Raw genomic sequence first — 20,536 nt, forward strand, 5'->3', positions numbered from 1 at the left:
AGCGCAAACTTGGGTGTTATTATAATTATATTAAAGCAATAAAGATTATAGAATTAGCGACTTAACACACAACAATTTCGGCCTTGGGCTTTTGCCTGGTATAGCGCTTCATCAGCCTGCTTAAACAGTGTATTTGAGTCAAACTGCTGTGATACAGGTTTACTAGCAATGCCAATCGATAATGTTACACATTTAACGTCCTTTCGCCCCTCATGCACAATGGCAGCAGACTCTACTGCTTTACGAAGTGTTTCAGCGACAGCGAGTGCTGCTTGCGCATCAGTGTTACTAAGCACAATAACAAACTCTTCGCCGCCATAACGTGCAACAAAGTCAGTTCCTCGTTTTGTAAATGCTTTTAGAACTTGAGCCACTTTACAAAGCGCTTTATCACCTTGGTCATGGCCGTAATAATCATTATAAAGTTTAAAGTGATCGATATCAGCAACGATCAACGACACGTTTTCGTTTATATTCTCAGGGTCATTCGCAAGCGTTTCTAAGTGAGTATCCAGCGCACGACGATTTGCCAAGCTTGTCATCGCATCGGTGTTGCTTATATGCCTTAACTTTTCGTGTCGCTCTTTAATTTCTGCTCGCTGAGTTTCAATTAGCATAAATAGCTCATTCATCCCCCGACCTAACTGATGAAGCTCATTGTCGCCTTTATATTCTGCACGCACAGTGAAATCTTTATGATTAAGCGCACTGCTCACCGACACAAACATTTCTGACAATGGCCGCAGTAACTGCTGATTAATATATAAATAAAACAACATAAATACCGAGCCCGATATAAGCAGCCCCGTGATCAAAGAACTGTCAAATAAACTTCTATCATAGGTGCGTTCACGCATTGGAATAGACAAAACAAATAGCAAGTTAGCGTGTTTATCTTGCACTCCTATATAAAGCTTTTTGTCATGCTCTATCGGCGTATTAACGGTATTTTCATGGCCAAAAAACGACGTGATGTACGCATTTAAAGCCTGTGCTTTTTCACCTTGGTAATACGTAATATCGTCAGCTAAGCCAGGGGTGAGGTTTTCAATAAATTCTTTATCAATAAAGCTCCACAATAATAGCGTTCCAACAGGAGAACCTGTTCCATCTGATTTAGTCACGTTATAAGCAACCGTCACCGCAGGTAATTCATTAATTTTTAAAAAGTGAATTTTAGAGGTCATGGCTTTTGACTCTGCGATGATCTCTTCAGGTAAAATAATTAAATCATTGTCTAAAAGGTGTTGGGGTACTTCGAGTATGTCTGGTGAGTAAGGTTGATAATTATTATCAAAGCTTCCTCCGCCAATGATCGTCGCGTTGGTGTCGTAAAGATACCAGCCATTAACGTCTAAACGCTCAAGTGCATCCGCTATTACATAATCATTGTTGAACCACGCTGTACGGCGGTTTTTGGCTGCATCGTACATGCTATCCCATGCTGCACTATCGAATACCATTTTCGATAACGCATCTATTTGCTGTTGAAGCTGAGATTCAACTCGCTGGATGTCTATCCGATCATTTTGTTTAGCCATCATTTCAAAGGTAGGCAATATCCAAAAATGCCGAATAATCGTTTGCGCACTAAGAATAGCGATGCAGGCTGCTGTAAAAGCCAGTAATAATTGCTTTCTGAGTTTTGTGCCTATCACCATAAAATAGTATGCCAAATTGTAAAAAACGAAATTAGTATTAAAAAGTATAACGCTGTTTCGTGTGTTTGCTTATCAAGTTGCAATAAATCAGTAAATTAAACGCGTTCAAACCATCAAGGTTTGACCTTGAAAAAGGGAACGTAACAATTGAAATTAGGTAATCAATCGTGGAGTTTTTTGGCCTTAAACATACAAAAACAATCGTCGTAAAGCTGTTAATACACTGTAATAGACGTAGTTAAATACACTGAAAAAGGCGTCGTTAAATGCACTAAAAAGCCCTGTATGAGTGCCTTGTATGAGTGCCTTGTATGAGTGCCCTTTGGGTGAACACTCGGGGGTATTTTTTAAATGAATAAACACGTTTGCATTAAATAATTGCAAAAAAAATCAACAAAAATAAAAGGAGGAAAAACTCACTCATCTACTCAGCAAGCTCAGGTAAACTTGAATTTTGCACCTTATCATTTTGTTTTCTAAACTCGTTTGGGATCACGCCCACGATGCTTTTGAACACACGATTAAACGTAGCCAAAGAAGAAAAACCACTTTCCAATGCAATACTCAAAATGCTCCAGTGCCGTACTTCATCTTTTAGTAATAAGGCCTGAGCATGCTTAACCCGATACTGATTTATAAATAAATTAAAGTTAGCTACTTTGTAATAATGTCGAATTGCGCGACTTATTTTGTACTCTGGCACTGAAAGGGCTTGCGCAAGATCTGAAATTTTTAAGTTACTTTGTAGGTATAATTGCTGCTCATTAATCAATTGGTTTATCCCTTTAATGAGCTTTGGTGATATATCCATTTGCTCAAATGGCTCATCAACTTTAGCACGATTCACTTCATCGCTTGTTTCGCTTTCAATTTGATTACTGCAATGCGTTTTATCTCTACTTTGTAAAACCATGACAACCTGCATTGCTAACACAATTAATAAGGCAGAAGAAGTAATGATAAACGGCTCGTATGCTTGGATATCGGCTTCACTAAACAGGAATTTAGGCAGAATGCTGGCATTAAAAACCGCAAAAGCGTAACTACTAGCAAAAATAATTGCCTGTAATTTTTGGCTTTCATTTTTTTGTTTATAGCCCCTCAATGCTTCCCAAAATGACAGCACAAGAATACTGGATGACAGTAAAACTGTTATTTCATTCATGCCTTGCTTTAAACGCCACATTTGCTGGCTATCGGGGAAAGGTAAAGCGTCGATACTGACTAAGTAATGCCACGTTTGGTTGAACATAATCAGCCCTGCAATAGACACTGCAACTGCAATATGAACACCTGATATAGGCTTACTTTTACGAAATAATGTTCGTGATACTAGCCAAGAAACATTACACGTTGCACACGTAAATAATCCAATTAAATAGTGATAGACGCCAATCGTAGGAGCGCTGAGCTTTTGCACCCCCACCATACACAGCGAGCCGCAAAATATCGCAAATAAATAATGAATAAGCTGCTTATCGTTTTTTAATGCATTAACCAGCATGAGCACCATACAAACAATCACAAGGAAGTAATAGGAGGAATTATTTTGCATAGCCATTTATGCCTTTAAAAAGAGTGTGCTTATTCAATTATCGAGCGTTACACGTATCTTACAAACTAACTTTCATCTTAGCAAAAAGACTTTGTTAGTGAATGTGTCTAATTAATTCAACACACAGGCAAAAATTAACACGATTTCATTGCTCAAATTTCGAATTTGAGAAGAAATTAAGCTGCAGCCCTTTATATTTGAGGCATTATAAAAGTGAAATGGAAAGAGACATGGCTCCCCATACAACAACACCCCCCCCTATTAACCTACTCGAAACAAGTAAAAAGCTCTGGTTTATTTGCTTACTCCTTGCGCAAACCTGCTTTGTGACTTACCTCATCCTCGGTTATGCAGTAACAGGTATTACTCATGGTATATCACAGTGGACTCGCCTGAATAATACAGCGTACATAGCAAATGATATGACCGGTAACGTCATGTACGCTGCTCATGTTTTACTGGCTGTTATTATGATCATCGGCGGGAGTTTGCAATTAATCCCCACATTAAGAGCAAAATATAAAACATTTCACCGCTATAATGGCTATGTGTTTGTTATATTGGCGTGTTGTATTTCACTCGCAGGATTGTACTTAATTATAGTAAGGGGAACTGTTGGTAATACACTGATGCATGCGCTCACCATGTTTGGAGGCTTATTGGTCATTGTATCGAGCATATTTGCAGTAAAATCGGCTAGAGCGCGTAATATCCATGCTCATCAAATATGGGCTATTCGTTTATACCTTGCTGCTAACGGCGTGTTATTTTTTAGGCTGATGATTTTTGCATGGTTTATCGTATTTGGTTCACTGGGAATAGATACCGCCACTTTCACCGGACCGACGGTCATCTTTATTAGTTTATGCTCCTACGTGTTCCCTATTTTAATTGCCGAGTTAGTGAGATATGCAGCTAAAAAAACCTCACATAGATTAATAACACTCACTTGTGCCTGCTTAATGTTACTGATATCTGCGATATTTTTGACCGGTTTATTCGGCGTAGTCCTTGCAAGCTGGTATCCCGCTATCGTTGCTTAATATAAATACAACAAAGCCACCTAATTAGGTGGCTTTGAATTTAGTGTAATGCTCATTAATACAACGCAAATAACGGTCTGCCATTTTCGTCATAGTTAACTTCCATAACACGAGCATGTCGATTTGGATCATAGAGTGGATCTTTAACAATCTCTTCAAGCGGACGCGTGTCGGTTTTTGGCACAACACTTGGTTCACCCACTGCGTGTTCGTAGTCACGAGCATGGTAAATACACAGAGGTGTTTTATCGTCTTCGGCCACCGTAAAACAGTTATGACCCGGACCAAATATTTTCTTTTCAACACTTGTCTCAAACACCGGCATACGCGTTTTTGTCCATGAATTGCGGTCTAACAGATCGCTGTTTTCATCGGCTTCCATGTAACCCATGCAGTAGCATGCACCTGTTGCACTTGCAGAAAAAGCAATGAAGATTTTACCGTTATTCTTAAGTACGGCAGGACCTTCGTTAACCCAAAAATCAACACGTTCCCAATCATAGTCAGGCGTGGTCAGCATAAACTGTGTTGTTTTTAGTTTTATTGGCGATTCCATTTCCGCTAAATACAAGTTTGATGCAGCAAATTGACCACCCGTTTTTTCTGCCCAACAGCAGTAACGCTTGCCGTTGTTTTCAAAAATTGTGGCATCTAATGAAAAATCGGTAAATGACTTATCGTCGCCATCGGCTGCTTGCATCATACCTAGCTCAACCCATTCATCATTTAATGGATCTTGGCCTTTACACTCAAGAACATAAGGACGTAATGCCCAAATATCGTCTTCTTGGCTGGCTGCAAAATAGATATACCATTTACCATCAAGATAATGGATTTCAGGTGCCCAAATATGACGGCTCATAGGGCCGCTGTCGTGCTTGAACCAAATATCAAACGTTTCTGCGTCTTTTAACCCTTCAAGAGTCTGTGATTTTCTAAGTTCAATACGGTCGTAGGTTGGTACAGAGCCAGTAAAATAATAAAAACCATCATTGTGCTTATGTACAAACGGGTCGGCACGCTGCTCGACTAACGGGCTATTTGTTTTTAATGTCATCTTGAAACCTGATCGTTAAATTTAATTTGTATTATTTTATTACTTTTAAGTAAGAAAACAAATATAACATCATTTTTAACAAACAGTGAAAAGAATTGTCGATAAGCGACCGACCTCATAAATGATACAAGCATGACCGACTCTCGACTCTGCGCCCACCTTAAACGACATAAATAGCATAGTAACTTCTTTGCTGAATAAGTAACAAACCATTAGTCGCACTTATTCTGAAAACGAATTAATCCTGCAAAATATTGTTGGCCTCGTTAAAGCTTAGGTATAATCTCTTTTTCGACTGAATTTTGGTTTTTAAATGAAAAAGCTTTCTAAAGTACAACAAAAACAACAAGCGCTTGTATTAAACGTTGCCGATGCCCTTGAAATTCAAGGCCGCGCAGAGCTTGAAGGTATGGTGCAATGCTGGTTTGATGTTGAATATCACTTATTTCCTGGCTCATTATTGCTTTGTTTTCAGTTCGAAAACCAACAAACACTCGATGCTGCAACCCCAGAATTATTAACGTGGCAAAAGCGCCTAAGTGGCGCAATGCTAAAAAAAGGCGTGATTTTAAAAGACATGCGCAGGCACTTAGTATTTACCCTAAAAGGGCCTGATGATTAATCGTTAAAATATAATACCGGTTACAAGGGGCTAGCCTATTAGTCCTTGTAAGCAGAGTAAATTCACGCCTACGATTAAATAGCAACGTGTTGCAATAATCGTAGGCATGACTGTAGCCATAAAGGGCTTAGCTTAGCGCCAACCTCGTTAAAAGGTATATTTTAAGCTTAATTTATAATTTATTGGCTCGCCTGGCTGAGTCCAAATAGCAGAATAAGAGTTGGCGTAATATTTTTTATCCAATAAGTTATTTACATTAAATTGTATGCTTACATCATTGTTCACATGATATTTTGCAAACATATTTACTAAAGTGTAAGAAGGTAAATAATAAGTAGGATCAATAGTTTCACCTAGCCTTTCACCAACATATTGTACAGCGAGTCCAACCGTTGCATTTAAATCGACTAAGTCGTTTAAATCTCTTTTTATTTGAGCATTAGCGCTGTGTTTAGGAATATTAAGTAACGGACTCCCCTTTGGCAGTTTTACCCACCAATCAGGATTAACAGTGTCGTTTGCTGTTTTGGCATCTGTGTAGGTATAGGCAAAATCGAATGACATACTGTCTGTCATGTCACCATGTAAATCAAGCTCAACGCCATCACTTGTCACTTCACCTAACGCCGTTGATACACCTGCTTGCAAGTCTGTTGTTAACATATTGCTTTTTTCAGCACTAAATACTGTAAAACTACCACTGACACTGTCGGTATTAAACTTGATACCGGCCTCGAAAGAAGCGGTTTCTTCAGGCTCAAATGCATCGCCGTTACTGTCGTAACCACTGTTGGGTCTGAAGCCTTCAGAATAACTTGTGTAGTACTGCAGGTTGTCTGAGTGGGCATACACTAAACCTACACGCGGGCTAAATGTACTTTGATCACTTTTAGACTGCTTTAGATTAATATGATTATCTATTTGCTGATCAAACCAATCAAAACGACCACCCACTTGTACTTTCCATTGCTCACTGACATCTATTTGATCTTGAATATAAACCCCATAGCTATGCTGTACTTCAGTGCTGTTATATAAAAGTGACCCTTCTGGCGCTGTTTTTCCATACACAGGGTTGTACATGTTAATGGCATAACGGGTATCTTCCAGTGTAGGACGGTATCGATACCACAGTTTATCAAAGTCGAACTTGCTGGCATCTGCGCCAATTAATAAATGGTGTGTAAAACCAGCGAGCTCAACACTCCCGCTAAGCTCTGTTCGCGCAGAAAGATACGCTGTTTGAAAGTCGCGTTGATTATGTTGCCGACTTAATGTTTCGCCATCTTTAAAATAAACTTGTCTACTGGGTGCCAGTTCGGCATCACTTGATTCACTTAAAAATTTCGAATCACTGTAACTAAAGCCATTCAAAAGAGACCATTGTCCAATTTGGTGTTCAAAAGTAAGTTGATGAGAAATAGCATCGACCTCTGTTGGCTTGTCACTGGGTTCACCTAAAAAAGTCTCAATGGGTAATGAATCAATTTTTCCATCAATGGCAACAATACCGCGGTCAAAGGTTGTGCTTTGATCGACATACTCAAGTTCATAATTTAACTTTGATGTGTCTGAAATTAACCATAATATTGAAGGAGTAACCACCCTTTTACTTGACTCATGGTAGTCTCGGAAACTTTCACCATCTTCGACAGCCCCGTTTATTCTAAAAGCAACGTGCTCTGAAAGCGCGTTAGTATAGTCGGCTTCTGCACGGTAATTTTGCCAGCTTCCCCCCGTTACTTTTACATAACCCTGCTGTGCAAACTGTGGCTTTTTAGTAATAATATTAATTGTACCGCCAGGCTCAGAACGACCATAAAGCGCAGAACCCGGTCCTTTCATTACTTCTACGTAATCAATATTGCTCGTATCACGCGTACCGCTGAAGCTTCTCCCAGATGAATAACCATTAATTAAAAAGCCTGACGGAATACTCTCATCACCGACTAATCCACGAATAGCAAAGCTTTCCCATAAACCGCCAAAATCATTTTGCTCAGCAATACTTGGGGTTAAATCAAAGATATCGGTGAGCGTGTTCACACCCGCATCATCAAGACTTTCAGTAGAAATAAATTCAACACTTTGTGGTTGTTCGTTCAGAGGAATGTCCCCACGGAACGCTTGCCTAACACCCGATACAGATATTTTCTCTATATTCGGTGACGCTGTTGTTGCATAAACAGTAGGAGTTAAAAGAGTGCTAATAGCAACTGAAAGGGCTGACAAGTGGTATCGGTTAATTATAGTCATTCTATCTCTTGGGTATAAATACAGCTTAATCGGTTAGGTTCTTACTCAAATAGTGTCAATAGAACCCATAAGATACTGCGTTGAGTGAAGGTAAACTTACAGGCAAAGGTATGTTTATGAGCATGAAAACAACAACCATTATCATTTAGATAGATAATAACTAAACATAATAAAAAGCGCCACCCCCTTCCATATAAATATTACAAAAGTATTGAATGACTAAATTAAGGGGGTTGTGAGGACTAACGAGTGAATTTTTAAAAACCTTTCGCACATCGCAATTTTACAGCAACGATTAAGCAACAGGCCATTGTAATCTTGGCATAACTGGCTTTCGTCGTGGGGGTTTTAATTCGGTATTTATAGTTGCTTACAGCTTTTCAATCGCCTGCTGTTTCACATGTTCAACCAATTCAGGGAAGAAAGCTAAAAACACGGCGTCTAAATCATGGTAATGACGGGCAATGTCTTCAGCTGCGCCCGCAAAGTTATTAGCAAAGCGAATGCGTCGTGCAATGTTATCGAGCGCAAGACCTACTCCATCGAGAGTTTCGTACTCTTTAAACCAGTCGTTTTCAGTCATGCTTTTTACAACATGCTGCATACGCAAAGGCATCATGGCGCGTCGCGCATTTAAAAGCGAATAACTCATGTGTTTAAAGTCATGCAATGGTTGGCTATTAAAACGCGACCAATGTTGAATTAAAAAATGATCAAACGCCACATCAATTGCAACACTGGCAAAGCGTTTACGTGCAGGTGAAAAGTACTGTTTGGCCTCTTTAACGAGTGGATGCGTATCAGTAAATTTATCAACGAGGTAGTGATTTTCAAGGCCAAACTTAACGGGCTTAGGTAACTGTGCCAAATGCCTACGCCCACCAAAATCTCCCAACAGATTGCCAAAATGCGAATCAGCCGTTGGTTTTGCTAAATAAAGATGAGCCAAGTAATTCAACGTATTCTCTAAGATAATGTGTTTATGACAGTTTAAAAGATAACAGGCTGTAGAATCTAGGGTGAAGGCTAAACGTTAAAGCCACAAAATGCGGATTAAGACTCTTTGGCGCTAAATAAATTTCACGGCTACAAAAAGCATCCCAAATCACGGTTAACCCTAAAAGAGGCTTAACCGTGAATGGTTAAAGTAACGCGCCCAGCGCCTATAAACACAGTAATCTCGTTGCGGCTACACTAACTGCCCAACTAAGTTCACCGAATTATGCGCCAAAATAGGAAATACAAGGCTGCCTGTACGCTCTCTTAACCACAGTAAAATAAAACCATAGGTGCTCGTTAATGCGATTCTAAAGGTAGAAAAAAACCATTCTCCCTCGCTATACATGACCCCATGTGCTAAACCAAATAGTAAAACCAACAGTAAACCAGCAACATTTATTGGCGCACCCAGCAAATTAAAACGCGTAGATATGACTGCTAAAGAAAAACAAAACAATAATACCCCTCTAAACATAGGCTCTTCATCAAATCCGGGGATGACAGCTTGATACAGTAATGTTTCAAGATCATAGTTAGGATCGCTTCCTAAAATCAGGGTGATAACTACCTGCAAAATGATAAACAAACCCATCATCATAAACGCAGGTTCAATAGAGCCTTCATTTTGCTTAAAGGTAAAACCAGCCTCTTTAATTTTAAAGTCTTTTTTAAAGCGAATTAAAGCAAGTAATACACACCCCCATAGGATAATGGCGGCTATTTTTCCTGACCAATTCCACCTAAGATCTGAGAACAATACGTCGAGTGGAATAATCGCTTTACCATTAAATAAGGCGAAGCAATAACAGATAAAAATGACTAATGATATGCATAACCAACGAGGGCTAATGGTCACTTTTTTAAGTAACGTTAAGAGCAAAACAATGAAAGCTATAAAGCCAATATTGGCCAATACTGCTAAATAAATACCTGGCATTCCCTTTCCTTAGTAAAATTGTCAGTCCCACATTTTTATGTCCAAATTTTATCTTAAACATAAAAGGCGCATTATTAAACAGATATTTAGCCCTTTAGTGCGAAATAAATTTCACGACTTCAAGTAACTTAAAATACTTTGATACAGCTGAAATGGCTTTAGTGATTAAGGGGTGTAATCAACTTACTTAGGGGGGTCATTTGCTTTATAGCTCAGCCTTAAGGCACAAAAAAGCCGGTTTATGCACCGGCTTACAAATTGGTTAGTTGTGTTTATTGCCCCTGTGCAAACTTTAACATTCGCGTTTGGTCGGTAAGTTCAATATCCACCAGCTCAAACGGGGCTTTAGCAGCTTTTGAAACAGAAAATGGCATCATAAATTGATCATAGTTGTCTATTTGCTTAGCCACTTCTACTGTTGCTAGTTTTACGCGTTCGCCCTTATCGCCTTTACCGGTTAAAGTGGCACGAATAGCGTAACGCCCAGAGTCAGTAACTTGCACAGGCACCCATGCTTGGTACTGGTTGTTGCCAAGTGCCGTAACTTTAGCATTATCCATAGTAATGGTTTGCGAACTGTTCACAAACGGCATTTTTATAGAGCGTTTTACAGTTTGCCCATTTACTTTTGTTTCGACATTCGCCTCAAGCTCATAATAGCCATTTGCTGCACCGAGGGTTTCAAGCGGGTATGTGAAAACTGCCTCACCATTTTCATAGCGTACATCAAGTTGCTCGCCTTCAGGGCTGTATAAGCTAAGTTGCACCTCGTTATCTTTAACGCGCTTTTGCCCCATACTCAACTGCATGCCTACGCGCTGCTGCTGGTCGTTTACTTTAAATTGCGTTTTGGCATGTAAGGCGTTACGCGAGCCTTTTTCATTAACATGTACTAAGTAGGTGTCGTTGTCGTTAAGCGCTTGGCTTGTTTTTAACATTGCCTTAGCGTTAACTTGGCCAAGCTTAAGGCCAACACTGCCATCAGTAAAACCGGCATTTTGCATTTGCTCACGCGCTGCAATAGCGTGCATTGGCAGCTGTTGCGCATTGGCATCACTCACTGAAAACTTATCGAGCTGCAAGTCGCGAGGTTTAAACACTTCACCGCTCTCAAAACGCGCTTTAGGGGCGATACGAATAAAATGTTCCGCTTGGTTCACAAACACCGGTACACCGCGCTTTAGCTCTTTGCCTGACACGCGTTGCCAATACTCTACGCTGTCTTTTTCAAGCATGTGTAACTGCGCTACAGACGCCGATTGAACCTCAGGAAATTGATAAACGGTTTGCTCATTTGCATTTGCCGCAGAGCTCACAAGCAGTATTGCAGCACATATTTTGCTTAAATTATTGATCATTGTCTGGCTCCTAAATTCGATTTTTAATCATGTCTGGCAAGCCAAAACAATTGCGACGACTTTGCTGGTGGCTTAAAGGCTCACTGCCTTTCGTGCGTGATTTATCTGTAAACCACACCGTCCCCGCTAGCGACTGAGAGCTACAATTTAAAAAACCATCTGAACAGCTGTCTAACCAATTTTGTGTCACCTCAAGTGCCACTTGATTTTGGTATCCGCCGCAATAACTATCGCTATCCCACACAGCCGAATCAACATCACTACCCACCACGGTTTCAAAACGAGATGGTAAACTTGGGCGGTTTGGTGTGCCGTACAACCACTGAGCGTTATACGATGCCATCCACGATACTTGTTGTTGTTTTACTGCATCGTTGCCATAGCCCAGTAACCACCCTAAGCTTTGCTCAAACGAGTTGCCCGCAACAACCGCATCAGCCAACGGCGTGCCACCACTTGATGGAGCCAGTGCAATGGTGCGCGTTACTTTATTAATAATATTTGGAAAACGGCTGTCCCATGTCGGGTTCGATAAAATCCAACGCACCACATTGCCACCGTTAGAATGAGTGATCAGTGTTAAGTCAGTAATATTTTTATTATTTATAAATGTGGTTAGCTGCCCAGCTAAACAGCCCGCGGCTCCATCGGCCCACATATACTGCTCAAAGTCACAATTGATCACCGTGTAGTTACTGGTGTTTGGTAAACCTTGGCGTACCGTATTAACAAAACTGCCTGTCCAATAGTCGTTATATGCATCTGTTTGCTGGCCTGTGCCGTGAACAAATGCAACCCCTTGCGCCGCAAACGCGCTGTGGCTCATACCCGCGGCCAGTACTAATGCCGGCACTAGTGAGAGTGTTTTTATTTTCATGTGTGTTCCTGTTGATTGTAATTATATCTATCAGGTTGGAGGAGTGACCTCCGATCAGAAAATAGACTAAACAGGTACGATTGCAAGAAAATATTTACAATTATTTAACTTTAGTGTTGTTTTTAAGTACAAATTATTAGGTTTTGGGAGGGAGGTTAGCGGTTAGCGGTTAGCGGTTAGCGGTTAGCGGTTAGCGGTTAGCAAAATAAAAAATCATGCATTGCATATTACGAAATAGTACTGCTGCACGAAAGTACTATATCCAGCCCTGTTTAAATTTCATACGTTGTAAAATAATTGTTAAACAGGAGAACACTCAATGAAACGCCTACTCACTTTATTTACCCTCTGCTTGGGTATGTGTACAACTGCTTTTGCAGCATGTCGAGATAATGTGGTACTGGTGCATGGCAACACTGCATCCCCCTCTAGCTGGAACAACACCATCAATGAATTAAAACGAAAAGGGTATGCTAGTAGTGAAATTTTCACCCCAGATTGGGGCTCAAAATCTTGCGCTAGTTGCAATGATCACAATGGCAGTGAAGAAACACCAGTACGCAACGCCATTCTTACGGCTATTAACCAATCATGCACAGGTCAGATTGATATTATTGGCCATTCAATGGGGGTCACACTGGCCGCACAACAAATTTATAAATTAGGCATGGCAGCATACGTTGATACATTCGTTGGTGTAGCCGGTGCAGCTCGCGGCTTATTAAGCTGCGGCGTTTACCCGTACAACGTGTGGAATAGTACATGTGGTTACTATGGTTTGTCGGTGGGTAGCCCCTTACTCAACAGTATTTATGGCGAGGCATTGGGCGACAAAGTGTATTCTATAAAGAGTTACTCTGATCAAATCGTATGCTCAACGGGCACATGTTATGTGTACGGTATACACAGCAGCCGTTTATGGAATGAAAACGCCACCTACACTTATGTTTTAGGGCATTTTGGTTTGCAAACCGACACCTATGTAAAACAAGTAAGCTTAATTCAATAAAGCCAGATTCAAGCGTACAGAATATGCGCTCCGTACGCTTGAATACCCGCACTATCAGCTTACTGATCAAAACACCTAAAGCAATTAATACATACCCAAACATATGTCATTTATCAATTCACTCAACACTGCTTGAGTCATGTTTACACTATAATTCGGCATTTTTATGTGAATACATTTTATGTAAGTTCAATAGTTTATCTTTAAGTCGTTGCGAGTAAGTCACAAAATTTGTCAGCGCGCCAGCGTCTTTTCTATTGGTATCGGCGAGCAGCATTAACAACTTTCGCTGCGCTTGATTAAGGTGCAATTGCAGTGACTTCGCTGCTTTTTCTATTTCATCATTTTTAGGTTGATCAAGGTGCTCACTCGTATGGGTAAACAGGGTAAGCGTATCGCTCGAAAGTTCGCGGATCAAAATCAATATATCGCTTTTTAGCTCAATAAATTGCTCATTCATAATGCGTTTGCTTTCAAACAGATCGATGATGGAGTCGTGAATTTGAAACAAATAATCAAAGCGATTAATTTGCAGCATTAATTCTCGTGACTGCTCTTCATCATTGATTTTACTAACAATAGTCGTGAAATAAGTAATGTATTCCTTTTCAACAAAACTGGCATATTCCAAGCGCTTTTGCGCGGTGTCTTGAATACCCTTAAAGTTTGTCTCAAGGCTAAGCGTGACTTGGTTGTAATTCTCTTTCAAAAACTTAAGCAGTTGTTGGTTCCCCGACTCCAGTTTATCAACAACGTGCTGAAACTCTTCATCTTCTTGGTAGGTAGGTAACTCAAGACGTTCAAAATCCATTTTGCCTTCGCCAAGCAGAAAATCCACAAATCGCGTAAAAGGATTAAGAAAAAGAATAAAAACCAAGCTGGCAACCACATTAAAAATAAAATGAATATTCGCCAACGCAATTGCTGGCTCCATGGTGATTTCACTTAACTTATTACCAAACAGTAAAATGAAAGGCAGAAACAACAGCACCCCACCCACATTAAACAAAAAGTGACTAAGCGCGGCTTTTTTCGCGGCGATATCCATGCCAAACACCGCAATCATGGCTGTAGCCGTGGTGCCAATGTTCGCGCCCATAATAAGTGGCACGGCATTCTCAAGCCCCAAAATACCTTGTTGTGTAAATACGATTGCCAACCCCGTTGTTACCGAGCTCGACTGCACCATAGCAGTAAATACACAGCCCACTAAAATCGCGATAAGCGGATTTTGCGGCTGCGTTAAAATTTCAATTAATGCGGGGTTATTTTGCAGCGGCGCAAGTGACGAAGAAATCAGATTAAGGCTAAAAAACACAAAGCCGAAATAGAAAATAGCCTTTCCAAATATTGAAAAACGGTTACGAGTCAGCGACAGAAAAAAGCCAATAATAATGATCACAGGGGCAAACACAGTTAGCTTAAAAGCCACCAGCTGAGCCGTGATGGTGGTGCCCACGTTCGAACCGAAGATAATACCAACACTGTTTTTAAACGTTAACACCCCGGCATTTACCAGGCTAATAGTGATCACCGAAGTTGCAGAGCTCGATTGAATAAAAGCCGTCACCACCGCACCAATTAACACCCCTAAAATGGGAATATTCGTTGCGCGACTTAACGACTTACGAAAGTGCTCGCCAGATATATTCTCGATCTCCCGAGAAAAGTTCTCGAGACCAAAAATAAAAAGAATAATGGCGGTAAGCCCAGCCATGGCTATAGTAAGATTTTCCATTCGCTTATAAAGTACTGATATTATTAATCAACATCGATACAAAAAAGTATAGATTTGAGTACCTTATAGCGCAATGATCGAAAACAAACTAACTGGTTTTAGGGGCGAGTTGCAAGGAACGAGATTCGAGGGTAGGAGGCGTTTTAACGCCGAACAAAAAAGGAGATATTAGATATCTGATAGCTTTTATTCTTTTCACTAACAAAAAAGCCGTTGCATTGCTGCAACGGCTTTTTAGTGATTTTTAAACGTTGTACTACGAGACATCAGTGTCTGGACATACAGTTATTTAAGTTTGGGAAAATGTAGCCTCCAATACCTAATTTTTCTTTGTCCAATTTTAATTTATAGATTGGGAATCTATTTGCCAAAAATTAGATCTTCATTGTTAGCCGCTATTAAAATTTGGGAATAAAGCTATTCCCTCGAATTATAATACTCTGCAAAAAATTTAAGGCGTTTTCAACAACTTCTTAACCGTCATATATGTGCCAAAATCAGACCTTTAGACCTATCTCATTTCTGTCCCAAAGTGTGTTTCGAACGGCGATAATGAGCCATTAAAAGCTCAACTGTCCCCAACTTAATCTAATCACCTACTGCGAGAAAAATGTCAGTTAGCGGTCACTGTCACTTGTGAAGTTGGTGCAAAATGTGTTCAACCATAACCTCTGGCTCGTAACACATAGAACTTTTAACCCACCATTCAATGGTTCCAGTCAAAGCAGAAGCGACAAAATGATACTTTATTTTTTGCGGAATTGAATCTTCATCGTGTTGGTCTCGATTTGCTTTTGTTAAGCCTGAAAATACAATTTCCTGTAACGTCTCTTTGAATGATGTGGCACCTTTATTCATAAGTAATGTTTTAAAAACTTTGACATTGTCTGCGATGTATTCAAAGTTCTCGCCTTATCATGGGGGCGAGCATTAGAATGTTTGCACTGAGAAGTGCTAACGTTATTTTACCAGTAGCCATTCCTCGCTCCGAGCACTGCCCTTTAGATGGGGTAACTGACTGATAACCATTAACTGCATGATTTCTTGATAGTCGAAGGTCAGTTTAAGCCCAAGATAAGGATGCTCTTCACTAGCATCCGTTGGGCTACTACAAGTAAATGAACACCTGAGAACAAATAATGATCAGCGTCATAAAATAAGCATTTCTCACCCAATTAAACGCGCTTGTTTAAACCATGATTGGTTGCTAAAAGTACTACCCCCAACTCGACAACATATACGTGATGACGTAGCTAAATATATGAAATATTTCAATGTGGAACGACTTTACACGGCATAAGACTGTTCAGTCATCGATGGAATTTGAAATCCATTTAAAAAAGTGTTCGGTTGCAGTTGGTCAAAACAAATTGGCTTGTCTACACTTTGATTTAATCTAAAAAAAATGGAAAATTAACATTGATTACTAAACATTTAAAGATAGTAATAGGCGCATGCTTTATTATTTCTGGTTGTCAATCCACTTCGTTGAATACTCAAACTGAACAATCTAAAAAACCCTCTTACAATAACATACAATTTCCAAATGAACTTGCTCAGAATGAGTATGAAATATACAAAAGTCGTTTGATGTCATTAGTTAATTCCCCTGAAAATGAAACTTCAGAAAAAGAACTATATGAATGTAAACTTCCGTTCGAAGAAACTGTGTCTTTGTACTTAAAATTTCTGTTTTCAGAACTGAACGAAGATCCGTCTGAAAAATTAGATGAATATTACGCAAACAACAAAGTAGGCATCACTCAAAAAATTCAATACGCTCAGAGTAAAGCATTTTTAGAGAAACAAAAAACTACGATTAAAGAGCAAACGAAAGATATAGTGTTATATACAAACGAACTAAACTGTAAGGGTGACTTTTTTAAATATAGTGGTAAAGCTTTGTTCATTAAAAAATCTATTAATGATAATTATGCAGAACAAAATAGAGAACTTTTTGTAACTTTAAGTGGCCTTCACTCTGAAAAAGTGAAATTTACTAGAATTATTTGGAACCATGCTCAGGACAATCCGGTTGATCACTTTGAACTAAATATTTATAGGGGGCGAGATGAGCAATGGACTAGCACGACTATGAAGGTAGCATTAAATAACCTAGATTTGAGCGTGACTATACCTGTTGAAGAAGGAGTCAAATACCTAGGTAGTTTTAAGTACTCATTAATTGAAGATATGGTTAGAGTGATGTATTCAGGATACCTTAAAGAAGGAAAAAGATCCGGAATCTGGCTGAAATGGGATGGTGGTAGCGGCATCGAAAAGGAGTGTAATGTTTTAGGCGTAAGAAGACCGCTAAGTGAATGTAATGAATAGACTCACGTGTTATTTAAGAAAGGGAATTTTTTATTTTTTTTCGATAGCTGGCGTTATTTTATCATTACCTACTCAAAGCAGTTCAGAAAAATCCACTAACGAAATACATGATACGATGATATTTGTGGAAAATAGACTTATTCATGATGGCAATAGTTCGAGATCTAGCTTGGCTTTGATTGATGGAGTTGTGCTTTTCTCTGGCGAAATGAACAAGGTTCTAAATCCCTTTAATCAAAAAATTATGCTTCTTCCAAGGAAAGGCCGATATTCGATAAACGATGGTCAAGTTACAATAGATGGGGAGTTCTATCACTTCCCTACAAGAGGAGCAAACCCCGAAGAATATGAAGTTGTGCCCAAAAAGACATGGCGTTTAAAAGGTTACGATATACTAAATAATGACGGTTCGATTACATATGATGAACCTGAAGAGATCATGCCGCCCCCAAAACTTCCGTTGTCATTCGTAAACACCATTTTTATTGGTGAAATTTCATTTATGGGTGAGTCGGAGTATGGTGTTTACGAAAATATAAGATCATTTGCAGAAAAACCCAATTTGTATTTTGTAGCTGTTTATGAAGATAGGCTTTACGAGTTAAAGGATAATTACAACAAAGAACTATTACGTCATAAACAATTTATACAAAAGTACTCTGAGGAAGAGCAACGTGATGTAATCCCTATTTCGGCAAAAATTAAGAGCTCACTCAATAAAAACTTACACAAAGGGGCTGAAAGTTTTTTTTCTTTTATAGGTGATGTATTTGATGGCTTTGTAAAAGTGGTCAGTGATGTTGATTTTAATAAAGCGATATCAGTTGCCGCTGGAGTTACTCTGGCAAATAAAAGCGATTTAAATGTACAGCAAAGGCAGGAGTTTCTTGAGAGTTACGTTAAAGACGTTATATCGGGCGATACCAGAAATTTGCGAGCGTTACAAAATAAATATAAGGATACTCAGAAGGTAACGGAGTCTACATCAATAGCGATCAACATGAATGATGCGTATGATCTCAATAAGCATGACCAATCGTTGAACTCTTCAACAAATATAGTTAGTAAACGCGTTAGTTCTAAAGATTCACCCAAAGAAAATGAGTGTATAGCTAAAACAGAAAGCGGAAGTCTCTTGCCAAAAGTTGCTAAGGGTTATTGCAACTATGTCCTCTCTGATTACACTCGTACAGCCGAATACTCCTTCCAAGAAGATGGTTTTAGATGGGGTTTAGACAGCACATCTGTTGAGGATAGCGCAATATCATTGCTCCGCAGTAAGCTGCTCTTTAAAGCTCAAAAAACGTGTAAAGCAGAAGGGTATACTACAGTTTTCCATGACGACACTTTTAACGTTAATGACGTTACTCCAACTGTAAGGGAATGCAAGTCATCAAAAGTTATGACTGGAATGGAGTATGCTTGTAGAGGTACAACTAGTTTTTTTTGTGGAAAATATAATTCTTCTAATTAATGGTAGCCTACAGCGAAAAAGAGGAATATTTAGGGTTCTCAAGCCCGTGTAGGTTGATGCGAGTAGAGTGAATCCCAACACTTGTGATAAAGATACCACAAATTCGGGTGCATCTCAGGTTTACCACAGCCTACAACGTATGGAAAATTTAAGCCGTGTAAATGTCTTCATATCATTCGTCAGTTGATTTTTAAAATTTAAAAGACAAAAACTGTAAATGGCTCAGAGCCGTCCTCAGGCTCTAAAACATTTATGTCCAAAAAACGAGTTTATCTGGCCGTCTGCTTCTCACTCTTAGCTGCCCGTCAAAGTTACTGTATAATATTTAGTATCCACTCTTCGGGCACTTGAAGTTGAGTATTCTATTACGCTGTGTGGCTATATTTTAGTTTATTAACTGCTTGCTTTATCAATTCGCGGCCGCGAATAGAGTTCATATAACGACGGGGAGGCTCGCCATTAAACAGTAAAACTGGGGTATCTAGCCAGCCATTGAAGTTCTCAATATTACCGAAGTACTTAACACAAAACTGACCTAGCTTTGCAATGTCTAGGACGTTGTCACTCAATTGCTTATTTAGCCTTTTCGACTTATGTCGTATCAACATGCCTGATGTTGTGTTTAGGCTCTGAGCGATAACTTATACGCTCCAATTCAACGAGTGAGCACATACCGTCCTTTATAACGCCTGTATTCGTAAAATCAATCTCGGCAAGTAGGTTTGAAAACGCTGTTAACTCACCTTGTGATACGACTGATAAAAAGTCATATTTACTTGTGTTGCTAGCTAGAAGCTCAGCCATGTTCCGCTCACTCATTTGATGTCTAATATTAACTTTAGTGAGCCGTATTCATAACTTCAAGTCTCATCATCAGCAATTCATTCCAATGCCTCTGCCAACACTTGTTTTAACAACTCTTATCTGCTCTAACTTGCTCAATGAGAGGGCCGATCTCGTCCTTAAAAAGTGCAATGTAATCATCTCTCAACCCTCTTGAACTACTTGGATGAGGTAATGAAACAATTTCGCAGTGTTCAAAAGATTGAAAGCCCACTCTAAATCGACGCCCTGAAAAAGCTTTTTGCTTCACCGTTTTAGGTTGCGTTTCAGCCCCCATGACTGACATAAACCTAGATTTTATATCTTCACTGTTTAAGGCTGTCATTAACTTTGAGCCCATAAAAAGTATCAAAGCTGGCCGAAGCTCAGTGATGTGTAAAATGAAGTTATCAACCTGCTCAGGTGTTACCATTCTTTTCCAAAATCCCTTTTCAAGTTTATGTGCTTCAGAGTTACACCAATTTGATTGCACAATGAGCTTTTCAAAGTCTTCACCTAATCCTTCCCGTGACAATGGATGCTCCCATAACGAAAACCACTTAACAACTCGATTGTCGTAAGGCCAAACGAACGCTCTATCACCATATTTTGGCGACTTATTTGAAAACGTTGTCACTGCGTCATCCCCATGGTAAACACGCGCACCTGCTGCAACTAACTCCTGGTCTTTTTTACTGTTACCCCATTCATAGCCACAGATTAAGATACCCTGCTCACTATTTAATCCTTCAAATAAACTATTTCCAATATTTAACATACTTTATTCCACCTAT

At 39.5% G+C, this 20,536-nt stretch carries 18 protein-coding genes; 5 read left to right on the forward strand and 13 right to left on the reverse strand.

The window, feature by feature from the left end:
- Nucleotides 1-53: 53 nt before the first annotated feature.
- Both BM378_RS08870 and BM378_RS08875 read right to left on the reverse strand, forming a co-directional pair.
- Nucleotides 54-1,661, reverse strand: coding sequence for a sensor domain-containing diguanylate cyclase (locus tag BM378_RS08870; RefSeq protein WP_051501728.1), 1,608 nt, complete (start codon nucleotides 1,659-1,661; stop codon nucleotides 54-56).
- Nucleotides 1,662-2,085: 424 nt separating this feature from the next.
- Nucleotides 2,086-3,216 carry a helix-turn-helix domain-containing protein gene (locus BM378_RS08875; RefSeq protein ID WP_227006805.1) on the reverse strand — a complete coding sequence of 377 codons (1,131 nt, stop codon included), beginning with the start codon at nucleotides 3,214-3,216 and terminating at the stop codon, nucleotides 2,086-2,088.
- Nucleotides 3,217-3,446: 230 nt separating this feature from the next.
- Here BM378_RS08875 and BM378_RS08880 point away from each other — a divergent pair, with 230 nt between their 5' ends.
- The gene (locus tag BM378_RS08880) at nucleotides 3,447-4,259 is read left to right on the forward strand and encodes a DUF2306 domain-containing protein (RefSeq protein WP_081759701.1); all 813 of its coding nucleotides are present in this window, start codon (nucleotides 3,447-3,449) and stop codon (nucleotides 4,257-4,259) included.
- 55 nt (nucleotides 4,260-4,314) lie between these two features.
- Here the strand turns inward: BM378_RS08880 and BM378_RS08885 are convergent, their stop codons facing one another.
- Nucleotides 4,315-5,316, reverse strand: coding sequence for a family 43 glycosylhydrolase (locus BM378_RS08885; RefSeq protein ID WP_074989021.1), 1,002 nt, complete (start codon nucleotides 5,314-5,316; stop codon nucleotides 4,315-4,317).
- A gap of 313 nt (nucleotides 5,317-5,629) precedes the next feature.
- Between BM378_RS08885 and BM378_RS08890 the strand changes: the two genes are divergently transcribed.
- The gene (locus BM378_RS08890) at nucleotides 5,630-5,938 is read left to right on the forward strand and encodes a hypothetical protein (protein WP_036966705.1); all 309 of its coding nucleotides are present in this window, start codon (nucleotides 5,630-5,632) and stop codon (nucleotides 5,936-5,938) included.
- A gap of 147 nt (nucleotides 5,939-6,085) precedes the next feature.
- On the opposite strand, the gene BM378_RS08895 is transcribed toward BM378_RS08890, so the two are convergent.
- The 5 genes from BM378_RS08895 to BM378_RS08915 form a co-directional block, all read right to left on the reverse strand.
- Nucleotides 6,086-8,194: a TonB-dependent siderophore receptor gene (locus BM378_RS08895; RefSeq protein ID WP_074989022.1), complete on the reverse strand. Its 2,109-nt coding sequence runs from the start codon at nucleotides 8,192-8,194 to the stop codon at nucleotides 6,086-6,088.
- Between the two features lie 370 nt (nucleotides 8,195-8,564).
- Nucleotides 8,565-9,152, reverse strand: a complete 588-nt coding sequence (locus tag BM378_RS08900) for an acyl carrier protein phosphodiesterase (RefSeq protein ID WP_074989023.1) — start codon at nucleotides 9,150-9,152, stop codon at nucleotides 8,565-8,567.
- A gap of 231 nt (nucleotides 9,153-9,383) precedes the next feature.
- Entirely contained in the window at nucleotides 9,384-10,130 is a 747-nt protein-coding gene (locus BM378_RS08905) for a CPBP family glutamic-type intramembrane protease (protein WP_065978630.1), read from the reverse strand.
- A gap of 272 nt (nucleotides 10,131-10,402) precedes the next feature.
- The gene (locus BM378_RS08910) at nucleotides 10,403-11,488 is read right to left on the reverse strand and encodes a DUF4785 domain-containing protein (RefSeq protein ID WP_074989024.1); all 1,086 of its coding nucleotides are present in this window, start codon (nucleotides 11,486-11,488) and stop codon (nucleotides 10,403-10,405) included.
- Nucleotides 11,489-11,498: 10 nt separating this feature from the next.
- Complete coding sequence (locus BM378_RS08915; RefSeq protein WP_074989025.1) at nucleotides 11,499-12,365, reverse strand: hypothetical protein; 867 nt, start codon at nucleotides 12,363-12,365, stop codon at nucleotides 11,499-11,501.
- Nucleotides 12,366-12,684: 319 nt separating this feature from the next.
- On the opposite strand from BM378_RS08915, the gene BM378_RS08920 reads away from it, so the two are divergent.
- The gene (locus BM378_RS08920) at nucleotides 12,685-13,374 is read left to right on the forward strand and encodes an alpha/beta fold hydrolase (protein ID WP_036966687.1); all 690 of its coding nucleotides are present in this window, start codon (nucleotides 12,685-12,687) and stop codon (nucleotides 13,372-13,374) included.
- Between the two features lie 148 nt (nucleotides 13,375-13,522).
- On the opposite strand, the gene BM378_RS08925 is transcribed toward BM378_RS08920, so the two are convergent.
- Nucleotides 13,523-15,112: a Na/Pi cotransporter family protein gene (locus tag BM378_RS08925; RefSeq protein WP_074989026.1), complete on the reverse strand. Its 1,590-nt coding sequence runs from the start codon at nucleotides 15,110-15,112 to the stop codon at nucleotides 13,523-13,525.
- Between the two features lie 630 nt (nucleotides 15,113-15,742).
- Entirely contained in the window at nucleotides 15,743-15,970 is a 228-nt protein-coding gene (locus BM378_RS08930) for a TetR-like C-terminal domain-containing protein (RefSeq protein WP_074989027.1), read from the reverse strand.
- 561 nt (nucleotides 15,971-16,531) lie between these two features.
- Between BM378_RS08930 and BM378_RS08935 the strand changes: the two genes are divergently transcribed.
- Entirely contained in the window at nucleotides 16,532-17,446 is a 915-nt protein-coding gene (locus BM378_RS08935; RefSeq protein WP_074989028.1) for a hypothetical protein, read from the forward strand.
- Nucleotides 17,439-18,920, forward strand: coding sequence for a hypothetical protein (locus BM378_RS08940; RefSeq protein ID WP_074989029.1), 1,482 nt, complete (start codon nucleotides 17,439-17,441; stop codon nucleotides 18,918-18,920). The genes BM378_RS08935 and BM378_RS08940 overlap by 8 nt, the downstream gene beginning before the upstream one ends.
- Nucleotides 18,921-19,285: 365 nt before the next feature.
- Here BM378_RS08940 and BM378_RS08945 read toward each other — a convergent pair whose 3' ends face one another.
- The 3 genes from BM378_RS08945 to BM378_RS08955 all read right to left on the reverse strand — a co-directional run bounded on the left by BM378_RS08945 (nucleotide 19,286) and on the right by BM378_RS08955 (nucleotide 20,520).
- On the reverse strand, nucleotides 19,286-19,489 hold the full coding sequence (locus tag BM378_RS08945) for an MbcA/ParS/Xre antitoxin family protein (RefSeq protein ID WP_074989030.1): 204 nt from the start codon (nucleotides 19,487-19,489) through the stop codon (nucleotides 19,286-19,288).
- Between the two features lie 22 nt (nucleotides 19,490-19,511).
- Nucleotides 19,512-19,724, reverse strand: coding sequence for a hypothetical protein (locus BM378_RS08950; RefSeq protein ID WP_074989031.1), 213 nt, complete (start codon nucleotides 19,722-19,724; stop codon nucleotides 19,512-19,514).
- A gap of 106 nt (nucleotides 19,725-19,830) precedes the next feature.
- The gene (locus BM378_RS08955) at nucleotides 19,831-20,520 is read right to left on the reverse strand and encodes a hypothetical protein (RefSeq protein WP_074989032.1); all 690 of its coding nucleotides are present in this window, start codon (nucleotides 20,518-20,520) and stop codon (nucleotides 19,831-19,833) included.
- Nucleotides 20,521-20,536 lie beyond the last annotated feature (16 nt).

Origin of the sequence: Pseudoalteromonas lipolytica (assembly GCF_900116435.1) — a bacterium.
Lineage (GTDB): Bacteria > Pseudomonadota > Gammaproteobacteria > Enterobacterales > Alteromonadaceae > Pseudoalteromonas > Pseudoalteromonas lipolytica.

Excerpts from the sequence above, each read along its gene's own strand:
- BM378_RS08955 (WP_074989032.1), bottom strand. The coding sequence starts at position 20,520 with ATGTTAAATATTGGAAATAGTTTATTTGAAGGATTAAATAGTGAGCAG.
- BM378_RS08930 (WP_074989027.1), bottom strand. The coding sequence starts at position 15,970 with ATGAATAAAGGTGCCACATCATTCAAAGAGACGTTACAGGAAATTGTA.
- BM378_RS08885 (WP_074989021.1), bottom strand. The coding sequence starts at position 5,316 with ATGACATTAAAAACAAATAGCCCGTTAGTCGAGCAGCGTGCCGACCCG.
- BM378_RS08905 (WP_065978630.1), bottom strand. The coding sequence starts at position 10,130 with ATGCCAGGTATTTATTTAGCAGTATTGGCCAATATTGGCTTTATAGCT.
- BM378_RS08915 (WP_074989025.1), bottom strand. The coding sequence starts at position 12,365 with ATGAAAATAAAAACACTCTCACTAGTGCCGGCATTAGTACTGGCCGCG.
- BM378_RS08890 (WP_036966705.1), top strand. The coding sequence starts at position 5,630 with ATGAAAAAGCTTTCTAAAGTACAACAAAAACAACAAGCGCTTGTATTA.
- BM378_RS08925 (WP_074989026.1), bottom strand. The coding sequence starts at position 15,112 with ATGGAAAATCTTACTATAGCCATGGCTGGGCTTACCGCCATTATTCTT.
- BM378_RS08940 (WP_074989029.1), top strand. The coding sequence starts at position 17,439 with ATGAATAGACTCACGTGTTATTTAAGAAAGGGAATTTTTTATTTTTTT.
- BM378_RS08895 (WP_074989022.1), bottom strand. The coding sequence starts at position 8,194 with ATGACTATAATTAACCGATACCACTTGTCAGCCCTTTCAGTTGCTATT.
- BM378_RS08880 (WP_081759701.1), top strand. The coding sequence starts at position 3,447 with ATGGCTCCCCATACAACAACACCCCCCCCTATTAACCTACTCGAAACA.
- BM378_RS08870 (WP_051501728.1), bottom strand. The coding sequence starts at position 1,661 with ATGGTGATAGGCACAAAACTCAGAAAGCAATTATTACTGGCTTTTACA.
- BM378_RS08950 (WP_074989031.1), bottom strand. The coding sequence starts at position 19,724 with ATGGCTGAGCTTCTAGCTAGCAACACAAGTAAATATGACTTTTTATCA.
- BM378_RS08875 (WP_227006805.1), bottom strand. The coding sequence starts at position 3,216 with ATGCAAAATAATTCCTCCTATTACTTCCTTGTGATTGTTTGTATGGTG.
- BM378_RS08920 (WP_036966687.1), top strand. The coding sequence starts at position 12,685 with ATGAAACGCCTACTCACTTTATTTACCCTCTGCTTGGGTATGTGTACA.
- BM378_RS08910 (WP_074989024.1), bottom strand. The coding sequence starts at position 11,488 with ATGATCAATAATTTAAGCAAAATATGTGCTGCAATACTGCTTGTGAGC.